Annotated in this window: 20 protein-coding genes and 1 tRNA gene; 8 read left to right on the top strand and 13 right to left on the bottom strand. The window is 55.6% G+C overall.

The genetic code is table 11. The features are described 5' to 3' along the window. The first annotated feature begins 94 nt into the window (after positions 1-94). Positions 95-1,183: an esterase-like activity of phytase family protein gene (locus BLU05_RS19000; RefSeq protein ID WP_091883446.1), complete on the top strand. Its 1,089-nt coding sequence runs from the start codon at positions 95-97 to the stop codon at positions 1,181-1,183. A gap of 17 nt (positions 1,184-1,200) precedes the next feature. On the opposite strand, the gene BLU05_RS18995 is transcribed toward BLU05_RS19000, so the two are convergent. The 7 genes from BLU05_RS18995 to BLU05_RS18965 all read right to left on the bottom strand — a co-directional run bounded on the left by BLU05_RS18995 (position 1,201) and on the right by BLU05_RS18965 (position 6,166). Further along, positions 1,201-2,298 (bottom strand): ABC transporter substrate-binding protein, encoded by a 1,098-nt coding sequence (locus BLU05_RS18995; protein ID WP_244518426.1) that lies wholly within the window; start codon positions 2,296-2,298, stop codon positions 1,201-1,203. Continuing rightward, positions 2,295-3,680, bottom strand: coding sequence for a sensor histidine kinase (locus BLU05_RS18990; protein ID WP_175540668.1), 1,386 nt, complete (start codon positions 3,678-3,680; stop codon positions 2,295-2,297). Before BLU05_RS18990 ends, BLU05_RS18995 begins: the two co-directional genes overlap by 4 nt. After that, the gene (locus BLU05_RS18985) at positions 3,670-4,350 is read right to left on the bottom strand and encodes a response regulator transcription factor (protein ID WP_091883441.1); all 681 of its coding nucleotides are present in this window, start codon (positions 4,348-4,350) and stop codon (positions 3,670-3,672) included. The genes BLU05_RS18990 and BLU05_RS18985 overlap by 11 nt, the downstream gene beginning before the upstream one ends. Positions 4,351-4,467: 117 nt before the next feature. Then, positions 4,468-4,860 carry a type II toxin-antitoxin system HicB family antitoxin gene (locus tag BLU05_RS18980; protein WP_091883440.1) on the bottom strand — a complete coding sequence of 131 codons (393 nt, stop codon included), beginning with the start codon at positions 4,858-4,860 and terminating at the stop codon, positions 4,468-4,470. A gap of 40 nt (positions 4,861-4,900) precedes the next feature. After that, the gene (locus tag BLU05_RS18975; RefSeq protein WP_091883721.1) at positions 4,901-5,083 is read right to left on the bottom strand and encodes a type II toxin-antitoxin system HicA family toxin; all 183 of its coding nucleotides are present in this window, start codon (positions 5,081-5,083) and stop codon (positions 4,901-4,903) included. A gap of 327 nt (positions 5,084-5,410) precedes the next feature. After that, positions 5,411-5,487 (bottom strand) — tRNA-His (locus tag BLU05_RS18970). Between the two features lie 223 nt (positions 5,488-5,710). Beyond that, positions 5,711-6,166 carry a phasin gene (locus tag BLU05_RS18965; protein ID WP_091883437.1) on the bottom strand — a complete coding sequence of 152 codons (456 nt, stop codon included), beginning with the start codon at positions 6,164-6,166 and terminating at the stop codon, positions 5,711-5,713. Between the two features lie 290 nt (positions 6,167-6,456). Here BLU05_RS18965 and BLU05_RS18960 point away from each other — a divergent pair, with 290 nt between their 5' ends. The 3 genes from BLU05_RS18960 to BLU05_RS18950 all read left to right on the top strand — a co-directional run bounded on the left by BLU05_RS18960 (position 6,457) and on the right by BLU05_RS18950 (position 12,437). Next, on the top strand, positions 6,457-9,624 hold the full coding sequence (locus BLU05_RS18960) for a PAS domain-containing sensor histidine kinase (protein ID WP_091883435.1): 3,168 nt from the start codon (positions 6,457-6,459) through the stop codon (positions 9,622-9,624). A 91-nt stretch (positions 9,625-9,715) separates the two neighbouring features. Continuing rightward, entirely contained in the window at positions 9,716-10,276 is a 561-nt protein-coding gene (locus BLU05_RS18955) for an NAD(P)H-dependent oxidoreductase (protein ID WP_175540667.1), read from the top strand. A 199-nt stretch (positions 10,277-10,475) separates the two neighbouring features. Continuing rightward, entirely contained in the window at positions 10,476-12,437 is a 1,962-nt protein-coding gene (locus tag BLU05_RS18950; RefSeq protein ID WP_091883432.1) for an AsmA family protein, read from the top strand. A 10-nt stretch (positions 12,438-12,447) separates the two neighbouring features. Here the strand turns inward: BLU05_RS18950 and BLU05_RS18945 are convergent, their stop codons facing one another. From BLU05_RS18945 to BLU05_RS18920, 6 genes are all read right to left on the bottom strand, one after another. After that, on the bottom strand, positions 12,448-13,266 hold the full coding sequence (locus tag BLU05_RS18945; RefSeq protein ID WP_091883429.1) for an ABC transporter permease: 819 nt from the start codon (positions 13,264-13,266) through the stop codon (positions 12,448-12,450). Between the two features lies 1 nt (position 13,267). Next, complete coding sequence (locus BLU05_RS18940) at positions 13,268-14,179, bottom strand: ABC transporter permease subunit (protein ID WP_091883426.1); 912 nt, start codon at positions 14,177-14,179, stop codon at positions 13,268-13,270. Positions 14,180-14,190: 11 nt separating this feature from the next. Then, on the bottom strand, positions 14,191-15,336 hold the full coding sequence (locus tag BLU05_RS18935; protein ID WP_091883423.1) for an ABC transporter ATP-binding protein: 1,146 nt from the start codon (positions 15,334-15,336) through the stop codon (positions 14,191-14,193). Positions 15,337-15,408: 72 nt separating this feature from the next. Next, the gene (locus BLU05_RS18930) at positions 15,409-16,500 is read right to left on the bottom strand and encodes a polyamine ABC transporter substrate-binding protein (protein ID WP_091883718.1); all 1,092 of its coding nucleotides are present in this window, start codon (positions 16,498-16,500) and stop codon (positions 15,409-15,411) included. A 169-nt stretch (positions 16,501-16,669) separates the two neighbouring features. Beyond that, positions 16,670-17,617, bottom strand: a complete 948-nt coding sequence (locus tag BLU05_RS18925; RefSeq protein ID WP_091883421.1) for a DMT family transporter — start codon at positions 17,615-17,617, stop codon at positions 16,670-16,672. A gap of 96 nt (positions 17,618-17,713) precedes the next feature. Next, positions 17,714-19,135, bottom strand: coding sequence for a helix-turn-helix domain-containing protein (locus BLU05_RS18920; RefSeq protein WP_091883418.1), 1,422 nt, complete (start codon positions 19,133-19,135; stop codon positions 17,714-17,716). Positions 19,136-19,385: 250 nt separating this feature from the next. On the opposite strand from BLU05_RS18920, the gene aceA reads away from it, so the two are divergent. From aceA to BLU05_RS18900, 4 genes are all read left to right on the top strand, one after another. Next, on the top strand, positions 19,386-20,675 hold the full coding sequence (aceA, locus tag BLU05_RS18915; RefSeq protein ID WP_091883415.1) for an isocitrate lyase: 1,290 nt from the start codon (positions 19,386-19,388) through the stop codon (positions 20,673-20,675). Between the two features lie 127 nt (positions 20,676-20,802). Further along, positions 20,803-21,036 (top strand): SMc00767 family acetate metabolism repressor, encoded by a 234-nt coding sequence (locus BLU05_RS18910; RefSeq protein WP_027230260.1) that lies wholly within the window; start codon positions 20,803-20,805, stop codon positions 21,034-21,036. A gap of 162 nt (positions 21,037-21,198) precedes the next feature. Further along, entirely contained in the window at positions 21,199-21,402 is a 204-nt protein-coding gene (locus BLU05_RS18905; protein WP_091883412.1) for a helix-turn-helix domain-containing transcriptional regulator, read from the top strand. Between the two features lie 188 nt (positions 21,403-21,590). After that, a complete protein-coding gene (locus BLU05_RS18900; protein ID WP_091883409.1) occupies positions 21,591-23,024 on the top strand; it encodes a glutamine synthetase family protein in 1,434 nt (477 codons plus the stop codon). Positions 23,025-23,142: the final 118 nt, after the last annotated feature.

The following is a 23,142-nucleotide window of genomic DNA, read 5'->3' as shown; positions in this document are numbered from 1 at the left end:
CCTAAAGTATGAGTCAGTTGGGTCGAAACATTCATCCAGCCGTCAAATCCGGCTGTTAGGACGACTGCATCAACCCTAACCTCAGGTGCCGACGATGAAGACAGTCTCCATTTGCGCCGCAGCCCTGCTTTGGGCTGCAATAGCGCCCGCTGCCTCTGCGCAGGACTTCGGAAAACTTTCACTTCTGGGCGAGGTCGTTCTGCCCACCGGCCTCAAAATCGCGGGTGTCGAGTTTGGCGGCATTTCCGGGCTCGACTATGATGCGGCCAACGACATCTACTATGCCATTTCAGATGACCGTTCGGAGAAGGCTCCCGCGCGCTTTTACACGCTCAAGATCGCGATGAATGAAAAAGGTATCAATGGTCTCGACATCATCTCGACCCGAACTTTGCTTGATGCCGGGGGCAAGCCATTTGCCATCAAAGATGTCGATCCAGAATCCATCCGCTTCAATCCGGCAACCGGCACCCTCTATTGGACAAGCGAGGGTGATCTGAATGGCAAGCCAGCCGTGCGCGAATCCCGCACCGATGGCACGCTTATCCGTGAGTTCGCGTTACCAGATGCCTATCTGCCCAATTTTTTCAAGACGCGCGGCGTGCGAAACAATCTCTCTTTTGAAAGTATGACCATCTCGCCTGATGGCAAAAACCTGCTGGTGGGGACAGAAAATGCACTCGTTCAGGACGGCGAGGCAGCCACGCTTGATGCTGGCAGCCGCTCACGTATTCTCGCCTTCGATATTGCATCGGGAAACGCAACTGCCGAATATGCCTATGACACCGGCCCGATTTTTGCCAAGGCAACACAGGCGCCCTACTGGAACGACAATGGCATGTCAGAATTCGTTGCCGCTGGCGACGATCTTCTGACCGTTGAACGCGCGTTTGCGATGGGTGTCGGCAATCAGATCAACATCTACCGTGCAAGCTTCAACGGGGCGACCAACGTCAATGGAGAGGCATCGCTCAAGGACAAGCAAGTTTCGCCCCTCAAGAAGGTGCTCCTATTGAAACTGGGTGAAGGTGATTTTGGTCTCGACATCGACAATATCGAGTCCATCACCTGGGGCCCTGAAATCAACGGACGTAAAACGCTTGTGGTTGCCTCCGATAACAATTTCAATCCGGCACAGTTTACGCAGTTCGTCGTCTTTCAGATTGCACCGCCTACAAACTAGATCGGATCAGCTTCTCCCTATTCCCGTGTCCATTCCGGGCTGTTGAGTTCGATCAGCGAGCGCGACCAATCTTCGATGAAGCGTTGTCTCTGCGCCCAATCCTGCACGGCGAGCAGTGCCGGGCCAATGCGAATGGGCTGGGCAATACCTGACTCCTTCAGGTTTTGCGGGCCGTCGACATCGGGCGGCAGGCTGCCTGTCTCGGAAAAGTAGAAAGCATTGTTCCGGGCAACCAATTGGCCACGTTCCGACAGGAGGTAATCGAGAAACTGCGCACCCAGATCGCCACGCTTGGCGGATTCGGGTATCAGCGCACCACGGCTCAGCACCAATGTGTAATCCCGCGGCACCACGACCCGGAGGTCAGGATGCTTTCGCGCTGCATCATAGGCGTAGGAGCCGAGCATGTTGTAGCCGATGTAAAGGCGGCCGCTGGCTACTTCCTCAAGAATTTCGCCGGTGCAGCAGCGTGCCACTGCAGAAGCGCGCGCCATGCTTTCCAGCAGACGGCCAAAGACGGTGTTCGTCTGCCGCGCATCATTGAAAGCGAGCAGATAGCCGATGCCGGAGAGGCGGATGTCGTAGGTGCCAACACGGCCGCGATAATAATCAAGCTTTTCACGCAACAGGTCGGCAAGCTCAACATGGGTTCGGGGAACCTCGGCTGGTGGCACCTTGCGGGTATTGTAGACGAAAACGGCAGGTTCATAGGTGAAACCGAAAACCTCGTCACGCCAGTTGGCCCAATCGGCGACCCGAGCCGTCTCCGGCGATGTATGGGAGGCCGCGCAACCATCATTGGCCAGTTTCAACAGCTGATCAACGGATGAGGACAACAGGAGATCACCGAGAGGCTGGTTTTTACGGCAGGCCTCACTGGCCAATGCATGCAGCTCATTGGTCAGGTACTCGATGTAATCGATGGTTATGCCGGGCGCGGACTGCTGAAAATCATCAATGAGCGGCTTCATCGCCGCCAGATCGGTGGTTGAATAGATTGTCAGCCTGCCGGTTTCGGTCTGGAGCGCCGGAAACTGCGTGCGATTGTCCTCTGCGGCAAAAGCCGGAAACACCATGACGATGATAGCAAGGACTGTCGTGAAAACTCTCATCATTTCACTGCCCCTTTGTATAACGGCAATGTCAGAACCACCGTAAAACTTTTCTCATCGCGCGCACGAAAGCCAAGCGTGCCGCCGTGGGCATTGACCACCTCCTGCGCAATGGCAAAGCCGAGGCCGGAACTGCCCTCATGGGATTTTGACGTCGCAAAGCGCTGGGTGGCTTTTTCCCAACCTTCCGGTGGAATGCCGGGCCCATCATCCTCAACTTCCACATAGGCATCAATCGCATCGGAACGCACCCGCACCTCAAGCCGCTGGTCAGTGCCGTGGCGCAAAGCATTGTCGATGACATTGACGATGGCTTCGCGCAGGCTGACAGCATCGCCAAGCACAAAGGGCCGGTCGTCGGGTGCTTCGAACGAGATAACAATATCCGGGTCAACAGTGATCGGAATGGCAGCGCGATAGGCGCGGCGCGCTACGTCCACAAGGCTGATCGGCTCCAGCTGGATCGAGTCGGCGCGATGGATGACCATGGCATGGCTGAGCAACTGGTTGGTCAAGCGCGCCAACTCGCCGGTGCGCTGTTGCACACGTTCAAAATGCTGACGTCCGGCTTTGTCGAGTTTGTCATGGCCAAGAAGATCGATCTGAGCCGACAGGGCCGTCAGCGGGGTTCTTATCTGGTGGGCCGCATCGGCGATAAACCGTTGCAGCAAATCCACGCGCTCATCGAGACGCCCCATGAAATGATTGATGGAGCTGACAAACGGATCAAGCTCGCGTGGAACATCCACCGTGACGGGCGTCAGGTCATGCGGATCGCGGCGGCGCACCGCCGCGCCAAGCCGCTCGACCGGCTGCAATGCATAGCGAATGGCGAGCATTGCACCGGCAAAGGCGAGAAGGCTCATGATCAGAACAAGGATTGTGGCCCGCAGGGTAAGCTCGCGGGTCAAGGCAGAGCGTGCCTCATTGGTTTGCGCCACGATGACATAGGCACGTCCTGAAACAGACGGGTCCGCCAGCACACGCGTGGCGCGGGCGATGCGCACCGCCTCGCCCTTATAGGTGCCTTCGCTGATATCAAGCGCATCCCGGCTGCCATCAGGAGGTTCGGGGCTTTGCAGATCATCATAGCCGGTAACGGTTTTGCCCTTCGTATCGATAACGCGATAAAAAATCCGGTCGCGCTCGGCAAGGCCGAGCAATTCGAACGCCGATGTGGGCAACCGAACACTGAGAGCGCCATTTTCGACAGAAAGGCTTTCGGCCATTTGCAGGGCAGCACCAACCAGAAGCCGGTCATAGGCTTTGTCGGCAGCCGTTTCCGCGTAATACCAGGCGGCGCTGACCAGCAATGCCGCGCCGATGCCGAGCACCAGCGAAATACGCCGGGCCAGCCGCGCGAAAAGTGACGGTTCATGCTGCATCGCCGGCCACCAGTTGATAACCAAGCCCGCGCACGGTCACGATGCGTGCCTGCGCGCCTTCCAGTTTCTTGCGCAAACGGCCCACGTAAAGCTCGATCGCATTGGCGTTGGCAGCGGCCTCATCGAAGCCGAAAATCTGGTCGAGCAATTCATCCTTGCTGAAAACCCGGCCGGGGCGTGCAGCCATGACTTCAAGCAATGTCAACTCACGCCGCTTCAGCTGGACTTCGCGCTTACCCACATGGACAGAGCGCGCACCCCGGTCGATAGCAATGTCGCCGCACTTGATCAGATTGGTCGCCTCCCCGCCGGTGCGACGCCGGATCAGCACGCGGGCGCGCGCTTCAAGCTCACGAAAATCGAAAGGTTTGACAAGATAATCATCGGCGCCAAGATCGAGCGCGCCGACACGATCTTCAATCTCTGACCGCGCCGTCAGCACGAGAACAGGAACAGTATTACCGGATTTGCGCAGGCGCTTGAGAATCTCAAAACCATCCATATCAGGCAGCATGACATCGAGGATGATCAGCGCATATTCGGTGAAATCGATGATCTCGGCGGCATCGCGGCCATTGGTTTCCCAATCCACAGCATGGCCGATCGCCTCGAACCGCTTGGCGATAGCCTCCCCCACATCATGCGTATCCTCAACCAGCAATATGCGCATGGTTTTCATTGGCATGAACACCCTTCGGGATCAATGAAGATGACGCAGACTTGGCAAATTGGAAATGGGACGGTATCGAATCCGCGCTTGCTACCGGGGCTTTCTTGTTTTGATGCTCTAAGCCTCGATCTCGCGCTTGGCGGCACTGGCCAGAAAGGCAGAGCGCGTTGTACCGCGCGCCTTGACGGTATCATCAATAGCGCGCAACAGGCCGCGCTCGAATGTGACGTTGGCTCTGACAACCGCGGTGTCATTGTCAATCAGCGGCACAAAAACCAGATAGGCTCCGGCCGCGAGCTCATCCTTGATATCTTGCCGTGCCAAAATGTCCCCGTGGCTGGATGGGGCTGGAAGCTCTGCATCCTCGGCGTATAGACGCAGTGCCTCGACGGCGTTGTGGACAATATCATCAGCGTTGTCCGCAGCCGAATAAACCCCTTTGATATCGGGAAACTGAATACCAAACGCGCTGTCTTCATCCTTATGAACCAATGCAAAATAATGACGCATCTTATATCCTTCCCGGATCATCCAATGTATGAGGATGTGGTTAGAGCCAGCCCGCATCCTTCGCTATTGAGCGAGCCGTCCCGATGGGCAGATCCCGCTTTGGATGAGGCACGATCAGCGTGAGACTGCCTTTGCGGAACTTGTGGTGCGACCCACTCACAGAGACGAGTTCAAAACCCTCAGCTTTTAATCTTTTGATGATCTTGCGGCTGTCTCGCTCCATTTCAACCTTTGTTGAATGCGTCAATATATACACACGCCTCTGCTATAAGGCAACGAGAATGCGCATTATTATGCGCATTGGATTATCCATGTCATGCGGTGAAAGGCAGGAGCCAAAGCAGTCGATGTCGCAAGAATACGCGGATTATATTGTCGTATCCGGCTTAAGACCGAACGTAGGGATGCGCTGGCGTCCGCCATTCTATTCTATAAATTTTGGATGGCTGTCAGCATCAGGCAGGCAGTGCAAAACCGAGAGCGCCAATACTGCGCGCTTCACCGAACTGTAAAAACATTTAAATAAATCAATATTTACGAGATTTAGAAGTGGTACGGACGGGTGGATTCGAACCACCGACCTCAGGAGCCACAATCCTGCGCTCTAACCAACTGAGCTACGACCGCGCACCGTCTTCTTTTCGACAGGGGTCACATACGTAAGATTGATGCTTTTGGCAAGCACCCGATGCAACAGAAAGGTAAAAACAAACAAAAAAGAAAAGGCCGGGGGAGGATCCGGCCTTTTCCATTAATGCAAGACCCGTACGGGAGGAACTATTGGGTCTTGCTTGTCCAGCGGCTGGGAGGAGGAGTGCCGCCGGAGTATTTTTTGATCAAAAGCGCCTGATTAGGCGACCTTGACGTCCTTGATTGCCTTCTCAACAGCCGACTTGACTGGAGCGGAGATTTCTTCAACAGCCTTCGTAGCAACTGTCTGGAATTCCTTGGCCTGGTCTGTAAGGGCTTCAGCCTGCTTGCGAACGAATGCGCTCTGCAGTTCGATAACTTCGCCGAAAGACTTAACGCCGATCAGAGCTTCGATATGAGCAAAGCTTGCTTCGGTGTTGGCGCGCAGCGCAGCCAATGCCTTGAGCGAAAGAGCAGCAGTGTTCGACTGTGCAGTTTCGAAAGTGCTTTCGAGTGTCTTCTGTGCAGCTTCAGCCTGATCCTTGATCTTGGCATAAGCTTCCTTGGACTGGGCAACGCCCTTCTCGGTGAATTCGCGAACCTGATCGGTTACAGCGGTCGCATCAAATGTAGGGATCGAGAACGCATCAGCAGTCTGTTTTGTTGTCTTGCTCATAATATGTTCCTTCCGGTTGCAGCCTGTTTATGCGACTGCTTGTGAATTCATGGATTGTATATAGCTGCATTTATTGTGCATTGCAACATTTCTTTTGCAGCGCACAATCAAGAGCCTGATTTTCCATCGAAATATTTTTGTGGAGCGTCTTTGAAGTTAACTAAACCAAGAGAAAGACGTGTGAGGTAGATGCGTATGAGTGGACGATTGACCGCCTTAGCTTTATTAACAGAGTATTAAGACAGTCCGCAGACAGCGGGTCTTTCATTGTGGAGTACACCGGTCAACCGATGACGTCTGGAACCTACCCATTCATCGATATTGCCGTTCTGGATGAAATTCGCGAGCATTTTGCCAATGGCGATGCGCTTGTGGTTATTTCGCCGGACCTCGAGAGCGTCATATGGGCCAATGGTCAGGGCGCAGCCGCTCTTGGCTACCCGACCATTGATGACATTCTGGACGCCGGATCAGTGCTCAACGTTCAGGCGCGGCGCCAGCTTATGGCACTCGATGGCTTTCCCGCGATCGGTCATGGCCGTACAGTTTCCCTGCGCGTGGCGTTTGGACTGGCCAGCCGCATCCTGACATTTCAGGCAAGCGATCTGACCCTGCCGCGCGGCGAACCGGCAATCCTGCTCTCCATCGCCAATACATCGCGGATGACATCGGAAGCGGAAATTGCAACCCTCGCGATCAAGGGTTTCGGTGACAGCACGACCCATGCGGCGATGATTGATGCCACAGGCAAGGTGCTGGCGGCATCGGACCAGTTTCGCGCCATCGGGTTCAGCGACAAGATTTTGGGCGATCTGGTGCGCGAAGTGCGTCTGGAACGCAACAGGCTCGTCAAGCGACCAGTACAGGCATCGGGCGGTTTCGTGCCAACAGGGATCGCGCGGCTGACCGACAGCCCTGCCCTGCACCTGCTGTTCGCCATTGAGGACATCAACCGAAATACCGGGCAATCAGCAACGGTTGATGAAAAGCTGCCGGAGCCTGTTCTCCCACCGCAAATGGTGATCGCACAGGATACCGGCGCACCGCAAAATAATGCCGTTGAACCAATCGCTGAAACTGTCCCTGAACCGGTAGCCGAGCAAAAGGCTGATACGGCGTCCGAAAGCAGTGCTTTTCAATACAGGCCATCGGACACCCCTGCCCGGTTTGTCTGGAAAGTGGATGCGGATGCCAAATTCAATGAAGTATCGCCGGAGTTTGTTGGCGCTGTCGGACCCAATTCGGCTGATGTGATCGGAAAGTCCTTCCGCGATGTCGCCAAGGTTTATGGGCTGGATAGCGGCGGCGAGATAGCCGATCTGCTGGAACGGCGTGATACGTGGTCAGGCCGGACAGTCCAATGGCCCATCGAGGGCACCGATTTGCGCGTTCCCATCGAACTGGCGGCCCTGCCGATCTACTCGCGCGAGCGGGTTTTCATGGGCTTTCGTGGTTTTGGCGTTGCCCGGATGGGCGATGTTACAACCGACCCTGAGGCCATCGGCAAGGTACTGGCTCCCGAACCAGCCATGCCAGTGGATGCATTCAATGGCGAAAAACCTGCCATTGCCGTTACACCTGAAGCACAGGTCGAAACACCACGCGACGAAACCAGACCCGAACCGATCGAGGGAAATGTTATTCCCCTGAAGACCAATCGTCTTCCACGCGATGATGGCCGGCTGAATGATGCGGAGCGCAATGCTTTCAGGGAAATCGCAGAGCGCCTTCGCCGCGAAGTTCTTGCTGACAACCCAAAGGAATTGGACCCTATTCCTGCACCCGTTGTCGTGGATGTTAAAGTGACATCCGGGCAACCCGCCACCGGATCGACGAAATCGGAGCCAGTTGCGCCGCCGGTTCCTGCTGCGGAAGTTGTTGGTCCGGGTTACGACGCATCGGCTGGTAAGGCTGCAACTGCAATCACGCCGGAAAAAGATTTTGCCGAAAACATCCGGACAAAGGCGCGGCAGGGCGTGGATACCGCCATTCTGGCGGCGCTGCCCCTTCCCGTTCTGATCCATCGCCACGGCATTCTTCTTTATGCCAACAAGACGCTGCTCGACGCTACGCTTTATGAATCGCATGACGCCATTAATGCCGCCGGGGGGCTGAATGCGCTTTTTGCCGAGACCCCTGACCAGACCGACGGTGAGGAAGCTGATGGTGTGAACCTGCGCCTCAGCAATGACACAACCAAGCGCGTGCAGGCTCATTTGCAGGCGGTGCGCTGGGACGAAGACGGCGAACGTGCCTTGATGCTCGCCCTTTCGCCGGAAGCACAGGCCCCGCTTGTCCAGACGCAGGAACAGCGTTTTGACGACAGCGAGCGGCAGCTTCTGCAAACGCGGATCGATGAGCTTAACGCCATTCTTGATACGGCAACGGATGGGGTTATCCTGCTTGATTCCGCCGGTGCAATCCGCTCGATCAACCACTCGGCTGCGGCGCTGTTTGGCTATGACCCGCAAGAAGTGGAAGGCAAGGCATTTTCCCTGCTTTTTGCCATTGAGAGCCAGCGGGCCGCGATGGACTACGTCAGCAGCCTTTCCGACAATGGCGTTGCCAGTGTTCTCAATGATGGCCGCGAAGTTATCGGCCGCGAGAGCAAGGGACGGTTCATTCCCCTGTTTATGACCATTGGCAAACTTGACGCGTCAAAGGGCTTTTGTGTCGTGTTGCGCGACATCACGCATTGGAAGCAGGCCGAAGAAGAACTGGTCAGCGCCAAACGCGAGGCGGAGCGCACCTCCAGCCAGAAGAGCGAATTTCTGGCTCGGATCAGCCACGAAATCCGCACACCGCTCAATGCAATCATCGGCTTCTCGGAGTTGATGGCGGACGAGAAATTCGGCCCTATCGGCAATGAGCGCTATCGTGACTATCTCAATGATATCAGCCGCTCCGGCAATCATGTGCTGTCGCTCGTCAATGATCTGCTCGATATTTCGAAGATCGAAGCGGGTGCCGTTGAGTTCGACTTCCAGGCCGTATCGCTGAATGAAGCCCTGACCGAAGCCGTGGCGATTATGCAGCCACAGGCCAATCGCGAGCGGGTAATCATCCGCTCCAGCCTGACATCGCGTCTGCCAGATATCGTCGCGGATCAGCGCTCGATCACGCAGATTGCCCTCAATCTCCTGTCCAATGCCATCCGCTTTACCGGACCCGGCGGACAGGTAATCATCTCGACCAGCTACGAGCCCAGCGGCGATGTACTTCTGCGCGTGCGGGACACGGGCATCGGCATGACGCGGCAGGAAGTCGAACAGGCATTGCGGCCCTACAAGCAGATCACCACGCCAAAGCATGCGCGCACGGATGGGACTGGTCTTGGCCTGCCGCTGACCAAAGCCATGGCCGAGGCAAATAGGGCGAGCTTCTCCATCGACTCAACGCCCGGACGCGGAACCATGGTCGAAATCAGCTTCCCGTCGACCCGCGTTCTCGCCGACTAAAATCGACCAGCCAAATAATCTGATATACAAATCATCTGTTGGATTGATTTAACCCTGATTGGCATTCTCCAGACAAAGGAGAAAGCCAATCATGAAAACATTGATCCTCATATTCCACCCTGATTTCAAACAGTCACGCGCCAACCGCGCTTTGGCCAACGCAGCAATGCAAATCCCCGGCACGGAAGTGTTTGACGTTCAGGCAGCCTATCCGGACGGGAACATCGACAGTGACGCAGAAGTCGAGCGCCTGCTTTCGGCTGACCGCATTGTCTATCAGTTTCCGATCCAGTGGTATGCTGCACCGCCAATCCTGCAGGCATGGCAAAACGCCGTACTGACCCGCATGTATTACATCAATTACGAGAATGAGGGCCGGTTACTTGAGGGAACGCCCCTGTTCATCGCGACCACGGTGGGCAACACACCAGCAGCCTACACGCCGCAGGGCGTCAACCTGATGCCTGTCAGTGCATTGCTCAACCCCTTGCGGTCCATGGCCAACCGTTGCGGCCTTCCCTTGGCCGAACCCTTTGTCGTGTATGAGACCATGAAAGCGGATGACGAAACGCTGCGAAAAGCCGGGACATCCTATGCGTCATGGCTGTCACGCGCACCGGCACCCCATGCGAATGTTCTCGAACATGCTTAGCTCCGGTGCCTGACAAAGCCTGAGGCAATCGCCGATTGCCTCATTCAACCCTCAATGTGATGGCAAACGCTCTGCAACAAATTGGCCGCTAAAGGCGTGGAGGCCTTGAATTGCAACGGATGATCGCTAAACCGTAGAAGGTGAAGCGTGAAACCTTTCCGGCGCGCACCCGGAAGCAGTGTAGACATCGGAAATATTCATGTCCTGGTACAGGCCGAGGAACATTCTCGCAACGATCATTCTATTGGCTCTCGTTGCCGCGGGTCTCCTTGCCGCCATACCTTACCTCGTCAGCACGGATGTTATTCGCGCCCGGCTAATTCAGGAACTCAGCAACTGGACGGGCTACAGCGTTGAATCCCGCCAAACGCCGCAGATTTCTTTCTTTCCGGTCTTTTCCGCGTCGCTTGGCGACGTGACAATACGAAACCCATGGCAGAGTGGAGGCACGCCCTTCATGAAAGCTGAACGCATTGAGGTTGACCTGTCGCTGATCTCGGCGCTGATGGGACGCACCGAATTCACCGAGACCAAGCTTATCCGCCCGCGCTTTGTCATCGATGAACCGATCAAGAGCCTTTCGCAAATCGGCGAATCGCTGGCCAAAACCGATGGCCGCGTTGGCGATGTCATGCGTGAAGCCCGGGCCGCTATCGAAGCCAATCCGGCAAAACCGGATATGAGCAATGTATCGTCACAGCCTTTCGGCCGCATACGGCTTGAAGACGCAGTAGTGACGTTCAAACGCCCGCTCAATGGTGCAGAAGAGCAGATTTCCAGCATCAGCGGTGTTTTCGAATGGCCGCAAACATCGGGTGTTGCGAGTTTTCGCGGCAATGCCATCTGGCATGGTGAAGAAACCGAGATCGACAGTTCGGCAAGCAAGGCCCTGCTGCTTCTGGCAGGCGGCACGAGCCCGCTTCAGGTCAACCTCACATCGACGCCTTTGACCCTCGCCTTTAACGGTTCAGCTAATATCTCGAAGAACCAGTTTTTTCAGGGTACCCTGTCCCTGACCTCGCCTTCCCTGCGCCGAACCTTGGAATGGTCGAAAACACCGTCAATTCCCGGCGCGCCCATCGGCAGCTTTGCGCTTGATGCGACCGTTTCAGGCTCAGCCAACCGCATGAAAATGGACGGGCTGACCGCAACACTCAACGACAATCCGGCCAAGGGTGGCATTGAGATCGTTCTGAATGATGGGACGCCGAGCATTACCGGAACGCTGGCTTTCGAAACACTTGATCTTCGCTCTGTTCTGTCAGGCTTCATGCCGCTACCGGACGGTTCAGCCAATTCGAACGCGGTTATCGACACCCGTTTTCTTAAACAGGCCAATGTCGATTTACGCGTTTCCACCCAGAAGGCGACAGCAGGTTCGATCAATCTCACCAATGTTGCGGCAACGGCGCAGGTGCGCAACGGTCGGGCTATTTTTGATATTGGCGAGGCATCGGCGTTCAACGGTTCGGTCGCGGCGAGTTTTCAGCTGGCTGAAGAAGGCGATGGCGGTGCCACAGGCGAATTACGCCTCAACGGAACCGACGTGAACAGCGCATCCATTGCCCCATTGCTGGGTCTGGGCAACCGTTTTGAGCTTGGTAAAGGCACAATCTCCGTAGTCCTTAAAGGCCCGATCACCCGGTGGTCATCCGCAATGGAAAACGCCAAGGGGACGCTGAGCATGCGTTTTGGCACCGGGCAGATCAAAAGCCTCGATTTCAACAACCTGCTCAACAAGGCCAAAACAGACCGGTTTTTCAGCTTGAACGAAAAAACGGATGCCTGGCTGGCATTTGACCGGATGGAGATCAAGGCCAATATCATGGATGGTGTAGCCGCGCTCGATACGGCGCAGGTCCAGATGAAATCAGGCGTTTTGAACTTTGCCGGTATTGTCACGCTGATCGGCAAGAGTCTGGCTCTGACCGGAGACTACGCAATGCCGGTCGCCACGCCTGCTCCAGCCCCAACACCAGCGCCCGCACCGGCGACGACAACCCCTGCCCCCGCAACAACGCCAGCCCCGGCGGAGGCTACCCCCCAACCTGCAGCGCCCGCGGACCAGAAGCCCGTGCAGACCTTCAACCACACGCGTTTCTTTATCGGCGGTTCATGGGACAACCCGTTCATTTCGCCGATTATCACACCGGCGAATTGAACCCCGGTTTTCAGTGACGGGCCGCTGCCTGTTCGTCACGCGCCTTCTGCACCTCGCGGCGTTTATTGGCTACCGACGCGATGACCACGCCCACCGCAACAATGGCAATCAGGATGGTACAGGCAGCGTTGATCTCCGGCGTTACTCCCAAGCGAACCTGCGAGTAGATGCGCATCGGCAAGGTGGTCGCACCCGGCCCGGATGTGAAGCTTGAAATCACCAGATCATCAAGCGACAGGGTAAAGGCCAGCATCCAGCCTGAAACAACGGCTGGCAGGATCACCGGCAGCGTCACCTTGAAGAAGGTCGTAACAGGCGTTGCACCCAGATCCATCGCCGCTTCCTCAAGCGAGCGGTCGAACGTCACCAGACGAGACTGCACCACCACGGCCACGAAACACATGGTGAAGGTGATATGGGCGAGCGTAACCGTCCAGATGCCCCGGTCAAAACCGATAGCCACAAACAGCAAAAGCAGCGACAGGCCGGTAATCACTTCAGGCATGACCAGCGGCGCATAGATCATCGCTGAAAACAGCATCCGGCCGCGAAAGCGGGTGTAGCGCGTCAGCGCCAGTGCGCCGAGTGTTCCCAGAATTGTCGCAACTGTTGCCGAGATCAGGCCGACGCGGATGGTCACCCATGCCGCATCAATGAAGCTCTTATTGTTGAACAGGGATACATACCATTTGGTCGAGAACCCCGCCCAGACAGTGACGAGGCGCGACTCGTTGAAGGAGAACACAACCAGCAGGACAATCGGCAGATACAGAAATGCAAAGCCGATGACCAATGAGACAATATTAAAGCGGGACCAGGTTGTGTTCATGTCACTTCTCGCTTTCCTGGGCTTTGGCTTCCGAGCGCTGGAACAGCACAATCGGCACCACAAGCAGCGCCAGCAGAACGACTGCGACCGCAGAAGATAGCGGCCAGTCACGATTGGCGGAGAACTCGTTCCACAGCGTCTTGCCGATCATCAGCGTTTCAGAACCACCGAGCAGATCGGGGATAACGAACTCGCCCACTGCCGGAATGAAGACAAGGAAACACCCGGCGACGACGCCGGGCAGTGAGAGTGGAAATGTGATTTTCCAGAAAGCAGTGATCGGCGGGCAACCGAGATCTTCAGCCGCTTCGACGAGCGAATAATCCATCTTTTCCAGCGTCGAATAAATCGGCAACACGAGAAACGGCAGATAGGAATAGACGATGCCGATCAGCACAGCAGTATTCGTGTTCAGAATATTCAACGGCGTATCGATGACGTTGGCCCAGATCAGAAACTGGTTGAGCAGGCCCTCGGGCTTCAGAATACCGATCCACGCATAGACGCGGATAAGGAAACTTGTCCAGAACGGCAGGATGACCAACATCAACAGGGTCGAGCGGACAGTGGCAGGGGCCCGCGCCATACCGTAAGCGATGGGATAACCGACGAGCAGCGTCAGAAACGTCGAAATACCAGCGATGATCACGCTTGAGATATAGGCTTTGACATAAAGCGGATCGCTTCCGAGGAACACATAATTGTCCCACGAGAACTGCGAGATGCTGTTGATGAAACCTTGCCAGCCAGCCCAAATATCAATCGTTGGCGTATAGGGCGGGATTGCCATCGTCACCTGCGAGAGTGAAATCTTGAAGACGATGATGAAGGGGATGAGAAAGAAGATCAGCATCCACAGATAGGGAACGCTGATAACCAGCCTGCTGACGACCGATGCTATCAATTTTTGCATGACATCGCCCCCTATGCTGTCAGCAGGATACCGGCATCGGTATCGAAATTGACCCAAACCATATCGTCATAACCAAGTGGATTGTCGACCGTGCGCACCGCATTGAGGCTGGCCGCCTTGATGATGCGTCCGCTTTCAAGCCGCACATGGAAAACGGTCATGTCGCCGAAATAGGCAATATCATAGAGTTCGCCATGGGCAGCATTGATGCTGGTATCAGCGGGCTCTTTGCGGCTGAGGCGGATTTTTTCCGGGCGGATAGCGAAGCCGACCGGCTGGCCAGCCGAGCAATCGCGTGTTGCGTCGGTGCGGATGGTGATCTTGTCGGCAGGAACGTTGATATCGACTTTGCCGGGAACCACAGTCGAAACTGTGCCTTCAAACATGTTCACATTGCCGATGAAGTCGGCAACAAATTTCGAATTTGGTGCTTCATAGACTTCGGCAGGTGTCGCCACCTGCTTGACCTTGCCTTTGTCCATGACGGCAATACGGTCGGCCATGGTCATGGCTTCTTCCTGATCGTGTGTCACGACCACGAAGGTGAGGCCAAGCTTCATCTGCAGGTCCATCAACTCGAACTGCGTTTCTTCGCGCAGCTTCTTGTCGAGCGCGCCGAGAGGCTCATCCAGCAGCAGAACTTTCGGCCGTTTGGCAACACAGCGGGCAAGCGCCACACGTTGACGCTGACCGCCGGAAAGCTGATGCGGTTTGCGCTTGGCGAATTGCTCCAGTTTCACCAGCTTCAGCATTTCGGCGACACGCGCCTCGATCTCGTTCTTCGGCATGCCGTCCTGCCTGAGACCAAAAGCGATATTGCCTTCCACCGTCATATGCGGGAACAGGGCATAGGACTGGAACATCATGTTAACGGGCCGCTTATAGGGCGGAATACCGCGCAAATCCTGGCCATCGAGCAGGATGCGACCGGAGGTCGGCTCTTCAAACCCGGCAAGCATACGCAACAGCGTGGACTTGCCACAGCCCGAAGCGCCTAAAAGGGCAAAGAATTCCCTGTTATAAATCGTCAGGGATAAATCATCGACAGCGGTGAAGTCGCCGAACTTCTTGGTTACATTTTCGAAGGAAATATAGGGTTTTGCTTCAGGATCGTTCCAAGGTGCGAATTTACGGCGAAAGCTTCCCAGTGATTTCATGATTTGCCCCGGCAGTTTCTTTGGTCTTGATGTTAAAAACCCCGGCATTTTCTGCCGGGGTTTTCTCGAAATTTACTGGCCTGTTACGACTTTGGTCCAGAGCCGCGTTACTGTCCGCTGCGTTTTTGTATCGTAAGGCGTCACCGTGAAGAGCTTCTTCAGCGTGGCTTCATCCGGATAAACCGCTGGGTTTTCCAGAATGGACTTGTCGATGAACTCCTGCGAAGCCTTGTTTCCGTTGGCATAGGAAACGACATTTGAAGCTTTGGCAGCCACTTCCGGGCGCAGGATGTAATTGATGAATTCGTGTGCCTCAGCCACATGCGGCGCATCGGCAGGGATCGCCATCACGTCAAACCACATCTGCGCGCCCTGCGAGGGGATCGCATAATCGACCTTTACACCGGCATTGGCTTTTTCTGCGCGATCCTTGGCCTGCAGAATGTCACCGGAATAGCCGAGCGCGAGGCAGATATCACCGGCGGCCAGCGCATTGATATATTCGGACGAATGGAACTTGCGGATAGACGGGCGAACCGCCGTCAACAGGTCCGCGCCCTTGGCGAGTTCATCAGGATTCTTGCTATCCGGATCAAGACCAAGATAAGCGAGCGTTGATGGCAACACGTCCGATGCGGAATCAAGAACATGAATACCGCAATCCTTGAACTTGGCGGCCATTTCCGGCTTGAACAGGATGTCCCAGTTCGGACGTTCGTCCGTGCCGAGAATCTGCTTCATCTTGTCGACATTATAGCCAAGGCCAGTGGTTCCCCACATGTAGTCGACGGCGTACTGATTGCCCGGATCGTATTTCTCGATGCGCTGATTGATCAGGTCCCATGTGTTTTTCAAATTCGGCAGCTTCGACTTGTCGAGTTTCTGGAAAACACCGGCAGCAATCTGGCGCTGGAGGAAGGATGCCGTTGGAACAACAACGTCATACCCCGTGCCGCCAGCCAACAGCTTGGTTTCGAGGATTTCATTGGAGTCGAAGGTATCATAGACAACCTTGATGCCGGTTTCCTTGGTGAAATCAGCCAAGATGGTGTCATCAATATAATCGGACCAGTTATACACGTTGACGACGCGTTCCTGTGCGCCTGCCGCCGTGGCAAGCCCAAGGGCAAAAGTGGCCGTTAAAAGAATGGATTTGATACCCATAAATGCCTCCATGCTACTGACACCTGATCTTTCAGCCGTGTCAGGGGTTCCCAAGTTTACCCTACCTTTTTAGATTGCGATCACTTCGTCAACTGGGTTGCAGCAACTCCTTTGCTGAAAGTTGCAGATGAACGAAATTTTGAATGCAGCATTTTGGCGCACGGGGCCGTCAGGCAGCCCGATTTCTCGCCAAACCCGAACGTTGACGCCGGTATTCCCAGCCGAGATGGAAAAGCAACGCACAAAGAATGATCCCGCCGCCAATGATGGTGCGCTGGGCGGGCACTTCATTATGCAAAAGCCAGACCCAGACGGGCCCAAGCACGGGTTCGAGTGTGCCAATCAGTGCAGCCAGCGCCGAGGGAATGAGGCGTGCTCCGCTGACAAACAGCGCGAGGCCAAGACCGAGATTGATCGCACCGAGGGCAATCAGGAAGCCAAAATCACCCATACTTACCGAAAATGACCCCGCCATGAGGGATGCCGCGCAGGCCGCCATGACGGTCCCGAGAAAAACAGCTGGCGTCATGCGCAAATGGGCTTTGCGCCGTGTGATAACGGTGGCAGAGGCGAAGGATATGGCAATCAGCAGTGCGAGAAGATCACCAATGGGTGAAACCTCACCATCAAGCGAATCGGAAACCATGATGGCGACACCGGCGATCACAACTGCAATCGCACCCCAAGTGGCAAGGCTTACCCTCTCGCGAAACAGCACCCATGAAATCAATGCGGCCAGCAGCGGCACTGCCGCTTGAAGCAACAGGACATTGGCAACCGTCGTATAAGACAGGGCAACGATGAAGCAAGACGAGGCGATGGCAAAACAAATGCCGACGCCTATTCCCGCCAGCCCCATATTCCGGAAAAGCCGTAGCGTTCCAACTGGCCCATCGCGGACAAGCATGAAACAAAGCAGGAAAAGCGCGGCAAAGACCGAACGCCAAAACACCACGGTCCAATTGTCAGTGGTTTCCAGAAACCGCGTGAGAGCGCCGCCCGTGCTCCACGCAATCGCAGAACCCGCCACCAGCAGACAGCCGAGCGCTGTATCCGACGCGCTTTTGGCGGGATCAGGTGCAGCGACAGGCGGCAGCGGTATGGACGAAACACTCATGAGCGCACAATGCCAAATTTCAAGCTTTTATTGAGCTTGGGAAACGACTGGAGATTGTCGCTTTTTGCATTGTTTCCGTTGCCAAATCCAGTGGCATCACTGGAAATCAAAGGCGCTGAGACCCGTCACCATTTCATCCAGCCCGAGCGGGCGGGTAACCGGCGGCTCGGCGCGCGATAGACAGGCGGAGCGTTCACACAGACGGCAGGCAGGGCCGACCGGCGTTGCGCTGATCCCCTTCGCTCCAAGGGCCGCCCCATAGACCGTTTCATCGGCAAAGCCGATATCGCAGCCAAGCAGGATCGCCGTGCGGCGCGGACGCTCATTGAAGCCACCCTGCGGACCTTCCAGCGTGCGGGCGATGGTCATGAATTCGGCACCGCCGGGCATTTCGATGGCTTCTACCAGAATCTGCCCCGGCTGGGCAAAGGCGGCATGCACCGCCAGCTTCGGGCACTCCCCACCAAAGCGCGATTGCGGATAGCTCTGTGCCCCTGCCCGGCGAAAACGATTGCCCGCATGGTCAACCTCGAGCATGAAAAACGGAATACCGGCTGCGCCCTGTCTTTGTAGCGTTGTCAGCCGATTGGCCGCCTGTTCAAAGGAAACATTAAAGCGCGAGCGCAGCACGTCGACATCATAGCGGGCACGCAGGGCCGCTGTTTGGAACGCCTGATAGGGCATCATCAAGGCTTGCGCCGCATAACGCGCAAGTTCGAACCGCGCGATACGGCGCGCTTCATCGGAAGACAGTTTCAGTTCCTGTATTTCCGCTGCGATCACCACCTGCATGCGAATGAGTACGGCCTCGATGGCCAATTCGCGCAATTGATCGAATGGCGACAAGCGCTCCGAGATAAACAGGCGCTGCGAATGCCGGTCATAACGCCGCCGCCAATTGGGCATGGTCGCGACGGGTAAAACGCGGACGGTGATCCCATGCTCGCTCTTCAGCCATGCTTTCAAGGCACCAGCCAGATCGTCGCCCGGTTTGATAAGATGAATAAAGCTGTCCACCTCGCCTTCAATCCGGGCAAAATGGTTGGGTTTGCGCTCAAGCACTTCGCGAACCTCGTTGAGCGGCAAACGAGTGGCTGACAAGGACGGCGCATGCCCCTCCTTTGCCAACATGCCTGAAAGGTCAGACAGGCGCTCCAGCGATTCCCGATAGGCGCGATAAAGCTTGACGATACCTGCCGCCGCATTGGGTGCGGCATCACCAATCTCGATCAGTTCCTGATCACCGGGCAATTCGCCATTGAGTAGAGGATCAGAGAAGACCTCTTTCAGCGCAGCCATGGACGAGCCGGTTTCAACCTGCAGTGTATCAAGCTCAATCTTGTAGGTGGATGACAGTTTCAACAGCAGCTGGACAGTCAGCGGGCGCTGGTTGCGCTCGATCAGATTGAGGTAGGACGGCGAAATGCCCAGCGCCTCGGCCATGGCCGTCTGCGTCAGCCCCTGTTCGTTGCGAATGCGCCTGATGCGTGGACCGGCAAATATCTTTCCCTCGGCCATATCAGCCCCTTATGTCAGCAATATTGACAAGATTTACACAACCCTACGGTAGCAATCACTATTACAAAATTTACAAATTTACAAACCATATTTGTCAAAGCCACGACATGCTAACTCGATAAATCCGCCTGATATGGCGATATTTATTGGAATTACTGCGCTGCAATGTAAATTCAGTCACATGAACGCAGCCATCGAAACTCCCAATTGAACTGTCTGCGATCGCCTCAACAGAGCTTGGAGAAAGATAATGACTGATTTTTACAACCTCGTACCAAATGCCCCTGGAGGTCGTTTCGATGGTATTGAACGTCCCTATACGCCTGACGATGTCAAAAAGCTGCGCGGTTCCGTTCAGATCAAATATACTCTTGCTGAAAACGGAGCCAACCGCCTCTGGCAGCTCATCCATGAAGACGATTTCGTCAACGCCCTTGGCGCGCTCTCGGGCAATCAGGCGATGCAGATGGTGCGCGCGGGCCTTAAGGCGATTTACCTCTCCGGCTGGCAGGTTGCCGCGGATGCAAACACCGCATCCTCCATGTATCCTGACCAGTCGCTGTACCCTGCAAACGCTGCTCCAGAGCTGGCAAAGCGCATAAACAAGACGTTGCAGCGTGCTGACCAGATTGAAACAGCAGAAGGCAAAGGCCTGTCGGTTGACACATGGTTCGCACCCATCGTTGCGGATGCGGAAGCTGGCTTTGGTGGCCCGCTCAACGCTTTCGAGATCATGAAAGCCTTTATCGAGGCTGGTGCTGCCGGTGTGCATTATGAAGATCAGCTGGCATCGGAAAAGAAGTGCGGCCATCTCGGTGGCAAGGTTCTGATCCCGACTGCTGCGCATATTCGTAACCTGAACGCGGCGCGTCTTGCTGCCGACGTCATGGGAACGCCAACTCTGGTTATCGCCCGTACGGACGCGGAAGCCGCAAAACTTCTGACCTCGGATATTGACGAGCGCGACCGGCCCTTCGTTGACTATGATGCCGGACGCACCACGGAAGGCTTCTATCAGGTCAAGAACGGTCTCGAATCCTGCATCGCCCGGGCGATCGCCTATGCGCCGCATGCGGACATGATCTGGTGCGAAACATCAAAGCCTGATCTGGAACAGGCCAAGCGCTTTGCAGAAGGCGTGCGCAAGGAACATCCGAACAAGCTGCTTGCCTATAATTGCTCGCCTTCGTTCAACTGGAAGAAGCATCTGGACGAAGCAACGATTGCCAAGTTCCAGCGCGAACTGGGGGCGATGGGCTACAAGTTCCAGTTCATCACGCTGGCCGGGTTCCATCAGCTTAACTTTGGCATGTTCGAGCTGGCACGCGGCTATAAGGACCGTCAGATGTCCGCCTATTCCGAATTGCAGGAAGCGGAATTTGCAGCCGAGGTAAACGGCTACACCGCGACCAAGCACCAGCGCGAAGTTGGCACGGGCTATTTCGATGCGGTTTCGCTGGCAATCACCGGCGGACAGTCTTCGACAACAGCCATGGGTGAATCGACCGAGACGGCACAGTTCCGCCCGGCAGCCGAATAACGGCACTCAATCCGGACCGTCGGCGAGGCCCTTACATGCCGCCGGTCCAGTCAGGACAATCATTTCGATTGCCCGGGATAGTCAAACTGACTGTCTCACTGCAACGCCAGAAACAAGGAGCATGATCATGGCACCGCAGACACGCGTGAAGGAACGGGCCGAGGAGCAATCATCGGCCATGAATGCAGACCAGCAGGCTGTCATTCGCATGGTCGCGAATGATCTGCATCGCCTCAACCAATCCGTCATGAAGGCAGTGGATGCCGGCGTGTCTGTGGAGCTGGTTCGCTCTGCCCGCCACCATGGTGGCGACGGCAACTGGGGCGACCTTTTGATCCCGGTTGTTGTGACCCGGCAATAAGCTCACCGTGGCCTTCTCTGGTTTCGGTCTGGAACCAGCACGGCGCGCTGAACCGTCCGCAAGCAATTGCGGACGGTTTTGGTTTTTGTAAGCGGGTTAGACGAAAGTCTGGATTGATTGATACTTGGTGATCTGCAACTCTGCACTGGAGTTCGAGAAACAATGATGCCGCTCAAAACAACTGCTTTCGATCCGGCACGCTATCTCGACAGTCTGGCGTCACAAGCTGAACTATTGAAAGATGCGTTTGAAACGGGTGACGCGAACTATATAGCGGACGCTCGCGGTGTAGTTGCTAGGGCTGGAGATATGGCCCAAAGCGCAAGAAAAACCCGTACACTCGCAACGCTTTCCACAAAATCCTGAGCCACCAACTCTCCGTCATCCTCGGGTCAAGCCCGAGGATGACGGAGAGTTGGGGGCTCTGATGACGGAGGGGAAGATTTTGGCCGCGCAACACCCAAACCTCTCACTCACAATTTTCTTTTGCCCACCCTCCCATAGCGTGCAATTTTCATCTATCATCCTAAAAGTGCAATAAATTCTGGTGATTGATGCCTTCTGAAACTCCTGAAAAGAAACCCGCACGGACTTCAACGCGGCGGCGCACGCCTGCCTATGTCAAAGCCACGCGGGGCGTGAAAAACTGGCGAGAAGCTTCCGAATGGCTGGCCTGGCGGGATATCGAAGACATTGAATGCATCACACCCGATCAGGCCGGTGTTGCGCGCGGCAAGATGATGCCGTCGAAGAAATTCACCTCCAACACATCGCTCGCGCTGCCTTCCGCCGTGTTCATGGCAACGATATCCGGTGACTATCCTGAAGATGGTCATGGCTTCTCCTATCCGGAAGATGATGGCGATCTTAAACTGATGCCAGACCTTTCCACCCTGTCCGTTGTGCCTTGGGAGAGCGATCCGACCGCACAGGTCATTTGCGATCTCGTGAACAAGGATGGGGAAGCCGTCGAGTTTACGCCGCGCAATGTTCTGAAGCGCGTCGTGGCCGCCTATAGCAAGAAGGGCCTGAAGCCTGTTGTCGCGCCTGAAATCGAATTCTATCTGGTCAAGAAGAATCCTGACCCTGATTATCCGCTGACACCGCCTGTTGGCCGGTCGGGCCGTGCCATTGGCGGCGGTCAGGGCTATTCCATCGCGGGCGTCAATGAATTCGACGAGCTGATCGATGATATCTACCACTTCTCCGAAGGTCAGGGCCTTGAGATCGATACGCTGATCCACGAAGAAGGTGCTGCGCAGCTCGAAATCAATTTGCGTCATGGCGATCCGGTGGAACTTGCCGATCAGGTTTTCCTGTTCAAGCGCACGATCCGTGAAGCGGCACTGAAACACGATATGTATGCCACCTTCATGGCCAAGCCCATTCAGGGTCAGCCGGGATCGGCGATGCATATTCATCAGTCGATCGTTGACAAGAAGACCGGCCGCAATGTGTTTTCCAACCCTGATGGTACGGAGAGCGAAGCATTCAGGCATTTCATCGGCGGTATGCAGAAGCACGTCCCAGCCTCGCTGGTGATGTTCGCGCCTTATGTGAACTCCTACCGGCGCTTGACACCGGCGGCTTCGGCCCCCGTTAACGTCAAATGGGGTTACGATAACCGCACAACGGCGTTCCGTGTGCCACGTTCAGACCCGGCGGCGCGGCGCGTGGAAAACCGTATTCCTTCATCAGATGCCAATCCCTATCTGGCTTTGGCGGCATCACTTGCCTGCGGGCTGCTCGGCATGAACAACAAGATCGAGCCTGATGCTCCGGCTTCCACGACAGTCAATGACAATCTCATTGAATTGCCGCGCGGGTTGATCGAGGCGACCATATTGTTCGAGCACGACAAGGACCTGACTGCCATGCTGGGGCAATCCTTCGCGATTACCTATGCGGCCATCAAACGTGCTGAGTTCGAGACGTTCATGGAAGTTATCAGCCCGTGGGAGCGTGAATATCTGCTGCTTAATGTGTAATTCGCTGTGGTTCGTGGTTCGCCCTTCGACAAGCTCACCATGAGGGAGATTGATGGTGCAACCGCTAATCGCAGAGATTGCAGCGCAAAGGATGCAGAATTTAGCACCCCTCTCATCC

The organism is Phyllobacterium sp. OV277 (assembly GCF_900104355.1).
Classification (GTDB): domain Bacteria; phylum Pseudomonadota; class Alphaproteobacteria; order Rhizobiales; family Rhizobiaceae; genus Phyllobacterium.
Note: the sequence above shows the minus strand (reverse complement) of the source record. Positions and strands in the feature narration are given on the sequence as shown.

What these genes read in the sequence shown, in the direction of transcription:
- BLU05_RS18925 (WP_091883421.1), bottom strand. Translation starts at nt 17,617, where the DNA reads ATGAGTGTTTCGTCCATACCGCTGCCGCCTGTCGCTGCACCTGATCCC.
- BLU05_RS18940 (WP_091883426.1), bottom strand. Translation starts at nt 14,179, where the DNA reads ATGCAAAAATTGATAGCATCGGTCGTCAGCAGGCTGGTTATCAGCGTT.
- BLU05_RS18935 (WP_091883423.1), bottom strand. Translation starts at nt 15,336, where the DNA reads ATGAAATCACTGGGAAGCTTTCGCCGTAAATTCGCACCTTGGAACGAT.
- BLU05_RS18990 (WP_175540668.1), bottom strand. Translation starts at nt 3,680, where the DNA reads ATGCAGCATGAACCGTCACTTTTCGCGCGGCTGGCCCGGCGTATTTCG.
- aceA (WP_091883415.1), top strand. Translation starts at nt 19,386, where the DNA reads ATGACTGATTTTTACAACCTCGTACCAAATGCCCCTGGAGGTCGTTTC.
- BLU05_RS18905 (WP_091883412.1), top strand. Translation starts at nt 21,199, where the DNA reads ATGATGCCGCTCAAAACAACTGCTTTCGATCCGGCACGCTATCTCGAC.
- BLU05_RS18920 (WP_091883418.1), bottom strand. Translation starts at nt 19,135, where the DNA reads ATGGCCGAGGGAAAGATATTTGCCGGTCCACGCATCAGGCGCATTCGC.
- BLU05_RS18975 (WP_091883721.1), bottom strand. Translation starts at nt 5,083, where the DNA reads ATGGAGCGAGACAGCCGCAAGATCATCAAAAGATTAAAAGCTGAGGGT.
- BLU05_RS18910 (WP_027230260.1), top strand. Translation starts at nt 20,803, where the DNA reads ATGGCACCGCAGACACGCGTGAAGGAACGGGCCGAGGAGCAATCATCG.
- BLU05_RS18995 (WP_244518426.1), bottom strand. Translation starts at nt 2,298, where the DNA reads ATGATGAGAGTTTTCACGACAGTCCTTGCTATCATCGTCATGGTGTTT.
- BLU05_RS18955 (WP_175540667.1), top strand. Translation starts at nt 9,716, where the DNA reads ATGAAAACATTGATCCTCATATTCCACCCTGATTTCAAACAGTCACGC.
- BLU05_RS18985 (WP_091883441.1), bottom strand. Translation starts at nt 4,350, where the DNA reads ATGCGCATATTGCTGGTTGAGGATACGCATGATGTGGGGGAGGCTATC.
- BLU05_RS18965 (WP_091883437.1), bottom strand. Translation starts at nt 6,166, where the DNA reads ATGAGCAAGACAACAAAACAGACTGCTGATGCGTTCTCGATCCCTACA.
- BLU05_RS18950 (WP_091883432.1), top strand. Translation starts at nt 10,476, where the DNA reads ATGTCCTGGTACAGGCCGAGGAACATTCTCGCAACGATCATTCTATTG.
- BLU05_RS18930 (WP_091883718.1), bottom strand. Translation starts at nt 16,500, where the DNA reads ATGGGTATCAAATCCATTCTTTTAACGGCCACTTTTGCCCTTGGGCTT.
- BLU05_RS18900 (WP_091883409.1), top strand. Translation starts at nt 21,591, where the DNA reads ATGCCTTCTGAAACTCCTGAAAAGAAACCCGCACGGACTTCAACGCGG.
- BLU05_RS19000 (WP_091883446.1), top strand. Translation starts at nt 95, where the DNA reads ATGAAGACAGTCTCCATTTGCGCCGCAGCCCTGCTTTGGGCTGCAATA.
- BLU05_RS18960 (WP_091883435.1), top strand. Translation starts at nt 6,457, where the DNA reads ATGACGTCTGGAACCTACCCATTCATCGATATTGCCGTTCTGGATGAA.
- BLU05_RS18945 (WP_091883429.1), bottom strand. Translation starts at nt 13,266, where the DNA reads ATGAACACAACCTGGTCCCGCTTTAATATTGTCTCATTGGTCATCGGC.
- BLU05_RS18980 (WP_091883440.1), bottom strand. Translation starts at nt 4,860, where the DNA reads ATGCGTCATTATTTTGCATTGGTTCATAAGGATGAAGACAGCGCGTTT.